This is a genomic window from Microcoleus sp. N9_A1, from assembly GCF_036701795.1.
Classification (GTDB): domain Bacteria; phylum Cyanobacteriota; class Cyanobacteriia; order Cyanobacteriales; family Microcoleaceae; genus Microcoleus.
Window position 1 is genome coordinate 13,442 of record NZ_JAUBRI010000108.1, and the last position, 1,400, is coordinate 14,841.

Consider the following 1,400-nt stretch of genomic DNA (forward strand, 5'->3'; position numbering starts at 1 on the left):
GATTTGCAGGGTACTAGCCTGTGAAGCGGAAATCGCTGTTTTGCCGTCTGGTGCGATCGCCACTGCTTTTACATTGTCAGTATAACCGGTGAGAGTTTTGAGTACCCAGTCACTATGACAGGTGAGAGTTTTGAGTTCCGAGCCTGTCTCGGTGTCCCAGATTTTCAGGGTACAATCGTATGAAGCGGAAATCGCGGTTTTGCCGTCTGGTGCGATCGCCACTGCATTTACCGAGCCACTATGACCCGTAAGAGTTTTGAGTTCCGAGCCTGTCTCGGTGTCCCAGATTTTCAGTGTGTGATCATTGGAAGCGGAAATCGCTGTTTTTCCGTCTGGTGCGATCGCCACTGCATATACCGACCCACTATGACCCGTAAGAGTTTTGAGTTCCGAGCCTGTCTCGGTGTCCCAGATTTTCAGGGTTTTATCGTATGAAGCGGAAATCGCTGTTTTGCCGTCTGGTGCGATCGCCACTGCTAGTACCTGGTAAGTATGACCGGTGAGGGTTCGCAGTTCGGTACCTGTCTCGGTGTCCCAGATTTTCAGAGTTTTATCGTCTGAAGCGGAAATCGCGGTTTTGCCATCGGGTGCGATCGCCACTGCATTTACCGAGTCACTATGACCGACAAGCGTCCGCACTGCCCCTTCATTTGCCCGTTCTAAATTAGCCTTCAAAGGCCGCAGCCAAGGACTATCTTTCCACTGCTTTGCTTGTTCCAGAATGGCTTGAATGTCATCAGGTGACGAGATTTTTTCCGTCACTTTTTTGACAGGTTTACGGGGGGTAAACCTACCAATCAATGGTAAATACTCCCAAAAATACTTAGATTTCTCTACAACTCTAGTCACTTCATGAGGTAGTAATCTCCCCAAAAATTGCCCTGCTAACTGCGTTTTATCCCTCTCCAAAACGTGCGCCGACTTACGAATTACCCCTTGAATCAATCTCAGAGTTTGACTTTGCCCCTCCGACAACAAAAGATCACAAACCCTCGCCAAATCGTAATCATCAATTAGCGCTTGTACCCCCAAAAAATCCAGTTTCATCTCAATAAAACCGAAATCCGTCAACCAAGCACAATAACGGTCAACCTTCCCCCGTTTCGCAAATCTCTTCGGTTGATATTTCAACAGCAAATCTCGATCTTCCTGACACTGCTGCGCCAACCACACACCTAATTCGCTCATACCGGCGCTCCGTCTATAGCGTTATCACAAATGTCATCATTAATATCTTCCAGTGTTAGTCCCGCCGACTGCACGGTTTCATCCGCTTCGAGAAACTGCCGAAAACTGTTGTGATAGATAGTGTATCGAGTTTCATTCCCTACTTTCTCATGTCGCAAAAACGAATTCCATTTTCCGAGTACCTGCTGTACTTTTATAACATTGTTCTCGCG

The 1,400-nt window shown here is 47.4% G+C and carries 2 pseudogenes; both read right to left on the reverse strand.

Going from position 1 to position 1,400, the window contains the following annotated elements:
* Positions 1-1,188, reverse strand: a pseudogene (locus QUA58_RS29050) (WD40 repeat domain-containing protein); the annotation flags it as partial.
* Positions 1,185-1,400, reverse strand: a pseudogene (locus QUA58_RS29055) (hypothetical protein); the annotation flags it as partial. The pseudogenes QUA58_RS29055 and QUA58_RS29050, both read right to left, overlap by 4 nt.